General features: G+C 43.5%; 7 protein-coding genes and 1 pseudogene. 1 reads left to right on the top strand and 7 read right to left on the bottom strand.

The window, feature by feature from the left end; genetic code table 11:
• A pseudogene (locus AACS92_RS15505) lies at positions 1 to 291 on the bottom strand (phage terminase small subunit P27 family); the annotation flags it as partial.
• A 169-nt stretch (positions 292 to 460) separates the two neighbouring features.
• Positions 461 to 817: an HNH endonuclease gene (locus AACS92_RS15500; RefSeq protein ID WP_099111689.1), complete on the bottom strand. Its 357-nt coding sequence runs from the start codon at positions 815 to 817 to the stop codon at positions 461 to 463.
• A gap of 190 nt (positions 818 to 1,007) precedes the next feature.
• Between AACS92_RS15500 and AACS92_RS15495 the strand changes: the two genes are divergently transcribed.
• A complete protein-coding gene (locus AACS92_RS15495) occupies positions 1,008 to 1,436 on the top strand; it encodes a GIY-YIG nuclease family protein (RefSeq protein WP_099111688.1) in 429 nt (142 codons plus the stop codon).
• A 122-nt stretch (positions 1,437 to 1,558) separates the two neighbouring features.
• On the opposite strand, the gene AACS92_RS15490 is transcribed toward AACS92_RS15495, so the two are convergent.
• The 5 genes from AACS92_RS15490 to AACS92_RS15470 form a co-directional block, all read right to left on the bottom strand.
• On the bottom strand, positions 1,559 to 2,023 hold the full coding sequence (locus tag AACS92_RS15490; RefSeq protein ID WP_099111687.1) for a lysis protein: 465 nt from the start codon (positions 2,021 to 2,023) through the stop codon (positions 1,559 to 1,561).
• Positions 2,020 to 2,454 (bottom strand): lysozyme, encoded by a 435-nt coding sequence (locus tag AACS92_RS15485; RefSeq protein ID WP_099111686.1) that lies wholly within the window; start codon positions 2,452 to 2,454, stop codon positions 2,020 to 2,022. The genes AACS92_RS15490 and AACS92_RS15485 overlap by 4 nt, the downstream gene beginning before the upstream one ends.
• The gene (locus AACS92_RS15480; RefSeq protein ID WP_193756997.1) at positions 2,438 to 2,770 is read right to left on the bottom strand and encodes a phage holin, lambda family; all 333 of its coding nucleotides are present in this window, start codon (positions 2,768 to 2,770) and stop codon (positions 2,438 to 2,440) included. The genes AACS92_RS15485 and AACS92_RS15480 overlap by 17 nt, the downstream gene beginning before the upstream one ends.
• Positions 2,771 to 2,994: 224 nt before the next feature.
• The gene (locus tag AACS92_RS15475) at positions 2,995 to 3,828 is read right to left on the bottom strand and encodes a DUF2829 domain-containing protein (protein ID WP_099111684.1); all 834 of its coding nucleotides are present in this window, start codon (positions 3,826 to 3,828) and stop codon (positions 2,995 to 2,997) included.
• Positions 3,829 to 3,980: 152 nt separating this feature from the next.
• Positions 3,981 to 5,018 (bottom strand): DNA-methyltransferase, encoded by a 1,038-nt coding sequence (locus tag AACS92_RS15470; RefSeq protein ID WP_099111683.1) that lies wholly within the window; start codon positions 5,016 to 5,018, stop codon positions 3,981 to 3,983.
• Between the last annotated feature and the right edge of the window lie 58 nt (positions 5,019 to 5,076).

Raw genomic sequence — 5,076 nt, 5'->3', positions numbered from 1 at the left:
ATTCATCACAGCATTGCGCCAGAACTGGTAAGCCACACACCAGCGTTCCAGTACCACAAGATCCGTGACACACAGTAATCCCTGTGCGCATAATTCCTTACTGGTCAGCGCCCACATTACCCCAGCCAGCGACATTTCACCTTCGGCAAACCAATCCGGCGGTGAAACGCTCGTCAACGGGGTAAACGTTGGTTCATCCCGGTTCAGCCTGCGTTTGCCCGGATTACCGGCCAGTGCCTTGCGTGCCATTGGCTTGGGGCGACGACCTGACTTGCCCGCCATTCCGGCCATACACCACACCTCCCGTGCTTAAAAACAGTGAAAAACGCGTGATTTTAAATTTCATTTTTCGCGGGGATAAAAAAAGACCCACGGTGGCGGTCCTTGGGAGCGAGAGAGGCTGCGATTTGACCCGCCCTCTCCCTATAACGATGACACGAATAATGGTTACACTCAGAAATTAATATTTTCGTAATCGCTCCGTCGCGGTCTTCTGCCGATGGCAGGCTTCACACAACAATTGCAGGTTGCTTAACGCCTCGGTACCACCGTGGGCTTTGGGTTGGATATGGTCAACAGTGATGCCTGTGACCACCAGCCCCTGCCGTAAGCAGTGCTGGCACAGAAAGTTATCCCGTTGTTTGACCCGTGTCTTTAGCTTATCCCATTGACTGCCATAGCCGCGTTCGTGTCGACTCCTGCCCTGTTGGTGATATTGCCAGCCCGTGTGGAGATGGTCAGTGCAGTAGCCACTACGGTCGGTGGTGGTCTTCGGGCAACCTGACTTGCGACAGGCGCGAGGAATGCGGGGTGGCATGGTTACCTCCATTCAAACTAAATACGATAATGTATTTTTAATCGTTGGCCTATTTTCACTATCATTTATTTAGTAAATATTAATTAAAAATTATTGCTGTTATTTCCAATATGCAAATATTGAAACGATCGATTTTAGTGCAATATCAATACCGCACTAATGTTGGTGCGGTTTCAATGGAAATAATACTATGGCAGAAAAAACTATAGACCTTGAATTTAAGGGCTATTGGGTTGAAGAAAATAAATCCAACGTTCCCAGTTCATCTGGTATTTATTGTGTTTATACATGTGAACATGATAAAGCTAACGGTAAAGTCAAATTGAATAAAATGATATATATTGGTGAATCTAGCAATGTAGAATCCCGAATTGCTAACCACAATAAACTTGAATCTTGGAAACACCAACTTAAACAAGGCGAGACGCTATGTTACGCAGTTGCTAAAGTAACAACAGGAGAAAAAGACAGATTAAGAGCAGAAGCTGCATTAATCAGAACGTGCCGTCCTTCAGTCAATACTGAACACAAAGGAGATGGTCCATTCGCCTACAATAAAACAACTGTAACAACAAGTGGTACAAATCACTCTCTTCCACCATCAGTTACAGTAGAGTAATTTTCACTGCTGTATATAATTTAACATTAGGGTGTTATTCTGCACCCTATTACCTAACACTCTAAATAATATTTATTATTGTTTCAATAAACAAATATAAATTCTGCAATTAAATCGGTCTTTTATTCATACTTATTTTTCCTGCATTCAATATTAACATATTCCTGCAAATAGCTTAATTTTGCCCGGTCGTTGATAATGCCTTCTCGGATATCAAGAACAGTTGATCCAGTTTCTCCAGTGAGTTCGACGGAGGTTGGAGTGCCCACGCTGCCGGAGGCATTGGCCTCACGCACGGGACAAGTGGCTTGGATGCGCAGCTTGCGGCGACCAGCGGCAACATCAGCCCGAAGCCTGTCGATTTCAGTTTTGGCATTAGCGAGTTCCTGCGTGTGTTTGGTATCCAATTCATGCAGCATATCAATATGCGTGTTTTGGTAGCTAATGGTGTCAGTCAATTGCTGGATTTCAGCTATCTGGTCATTATTAATCCCAAGCTGTTTCTTATAGACAGAGCGGTATAAGAAGGCTGCGACTGAGGAAATCATCAAGGCAATAACAACGCCGGAGGTAAAATTGAGCTTCATGATAAAAACATCAAGCGCTCAGATGCTCGGCGATTATCCAGCCCACGCATAACCTTGCCTGCTGCTCTATTCCAGCGGGAAAACTCTGCCGCTGCACCTGAATAATCATCTTGATTGAGCTTCTTCAATAGAGTGGAACCTGAAAAGTTACCACTACCACAATTGAAGATAAACGAGCATAGAGCATCGAATTGGCTTTGGCTCAAAGGAACTTTAACCAATCTTCTTAAGGTGGTGTATATAGGTTGGAGATCATCATGTAGAAATGCTTCGGCCTGCTGTTCTGTAATCACTTCCCCTTTTTTAACTCCTTTTGTATGACCAAAACCAATAGTCCACGGAGTGCCACCTGTTGCGGGATCAGGGTAGGCTTTTAATTTCAGGCCTTCATACTGTTTAATGCACTCAAGGCCTTTATCGCTGATTTCCATCAGAAGATGCTCCTGCTCTTTTCTCTGCCACCTTACGCAGCCATTGGCCGATAAAGTCCGTACCTAAATAACCAATTACCACACTGCCGATATAGGCCAAATCAGGATTCAGACCAAACAGATTTAATACATCACGAATAAACCAAGCGAACATGGCACATATAAAGGCATCGATAGAGACTTTTAACCAACCGACACCATTATAGCGGCCTCGGAGAAATGCCATTATTCCTGCGAGTACAGCTCCGATGCCTTGTTCTTTTACTGATATAATCCACTCACCGAGGTATACCCAGATATCAGAGTTTTCTTTCATTTTTATACCCCCCTATGCGAGCAATGAGCATCCGTGGGGTGAAATATATCCACCCCTGTGAGTTGTAGTAAGTAAGGCACCAGCAACAAAAAGTAGTAACGTAATTGCAGTGGCAAAAACAAAAAAACTGCGTCAAGTGAAGTGACTTCATTAAGCTGGACACTTCATAAAACACAGTCTTAACATAATCTAATCCAGTACTATGAATATATTTTTTATATCAATTATTCCTCAAAAAAATTAAATTCAAGTTCTAGTATTTTTCCAATTGATGAGATAAATAATTCTTCTAATGCTGCTGAACCTTCTGTTCGAGGATATAATAGAGTCGCAGAATAGTATGTCTTAGCGATTCCTAAATCATATTCTTTATCTAAATATTTAATAATTAATTTTTTTGAACCAAGTTGGTCTTTGATTTTACTAGAGTTACTCATCTCATCAAGAACAAAGTCACGATTAGCTTCTGAATTCGAATGAATTACTCTGAATTGACGAATTTTATTTGGAAGCAATGTATCATTACTAATGACTTCCCATGCTCCTGTACTGTAGTCAGTAGTGGTACCATGTAGATCTCCATAACCAACATAGTGAGTTTTGTTAGAGGAAATATATTCACCAACAGTTAACCGTACTTTCAATTGATGCGCAGGCTTAACAAATGGTTTAGGTTTAATGCGCTCTTCTTTCTGTTCTACAAAATTCCAATCACACGCCATCATATCTTCCTGCGTTGGCTGCCATGGTACAAAATTACCGTGTTCATTGCGCAGATCAATATGCGTCAAATAATCATATTTAGTCCCAACAGCAACGCCATCAACGGCATAAGCGCTATCTTTTTCCACCGCTAAATTATTTACACGTGGAGTGATAGCCAGATACATCTCATTATTTCCTTGGCAATTCACCCAAACAGAACGGGTAACGCGCTTGCGTAGTTTTAATTGAATCAAAGCCCAAGAAAAAGAACCCACCGGTGCAATAAAACAATCACAGTGATATTGTTTTGGATCAAAGGGGCATTCATGTTCAGGCTTAATAAATTCAGACATACTATTTCCTTATATTTATAAATAATGGGAAGTTAAATTTAATCTTCAATTTCCACCTGCTGTTAAACAGGATGAATATATTAATAAATTCTTATGATTGAATATATCGATTCGCCTTGTATGGTCATTTCTACAATCCACTGAAATCCAATTCATTTATTTATAAATAATTTGATTTCCTGCTCCGTCTTCTTAAACCGATCCTCTTCCAGCTCCACCCCCAAAACACGACGATTGAGTTTTAACGCGGCTTTCAGTGTCGCCCCGGAACCCATAAAGAAATCGGCCACCAGCTCCCCTTCCCGGCTGCTGGACTGGATAATATGCGCCATTAAATCAGCGGGTTTTTCGCAAGGATGCTTGCCCGGATAATACTGCACCGGCGCAAACTGCCAGACATCGGTATAAGGCACATCTGCCGTCACCGTAAACGAGCGGCGCATTAAACCGTATTCCTGCCGCAATTCATCATACTGACGCGACAGGGTTAAATGAGACGCCACCAGCTCAGGATACGGGGTATTCAGTTCGCCACGCTGGTACTTTTCTTTGGCGATACGGTCAAACAGTCCCTGCAACTTTTGATAGTCCGTTTCACTGGGTAACTGCCACTGGCTGTCGCTGAACCAGTGACTGGCCATCTGCTTTCCGGTGGCTTTGTGTATGGCTTTTGCCGTGATGCCTAACGCTTTGCGGGCATCACGAAAATAATCGACCAGCGGTTTAAATACTGATTGTTTCAGTTCCCGGCACTGCTTGAAATAGCCATCGCCTTTCGGATGGTATGGTCCTTGGTAATGTTCGGCAAAAATAATACGTTCCGTGGCCGGAAAATACATGCGCAGGCTTTCTTTATGCTGCCTGCGCCACGGGCCAGACGGTTTCGCCCAGATAATCTGGTTCAGCACGTTAAACCGTTCCCGCACCAGCAATTCCGTATCCGAAGCCAGACGCGAACCGCAGAACATATACAGGCTGCCGTTCGGTTTCAGGACCCGCCAGAACTCAGCCAACAGTTCATCCAGCCACGCAAGGTAGGCCGTGACGTCTTCCCACTGGTTATCCCAGTGACAATCTTTCACGCGAAAGTACGGCGGGTCCGTGGCAATTAAGTCAATGCAGTTATCCGGCAGGGTTTTGATAAATTTAAGGGAGTCATCGTTGACTAAGGTGACAGGGCGTAAATCCATCCGCTTTTTTCCTCTCGACGCTGACTGTTCTCAGGAAAACGACAACACGAAAAGCCGG

The organism is Xenorhabdus sp. KJ12.1 (assembly GCF_963876495.1).
Classification (GTDB): Bacteria; Pseudomonadota; Gammaproteobacteria; order Enterobacterales; family Enterobacteriaceae; genus Xenorhabdus; species Xenorhabdus stockiae.
Note: the sequence above shows the minus strand (reverse complement) of the source record. Positions and strands in the feature narration are given on the sequence as shown.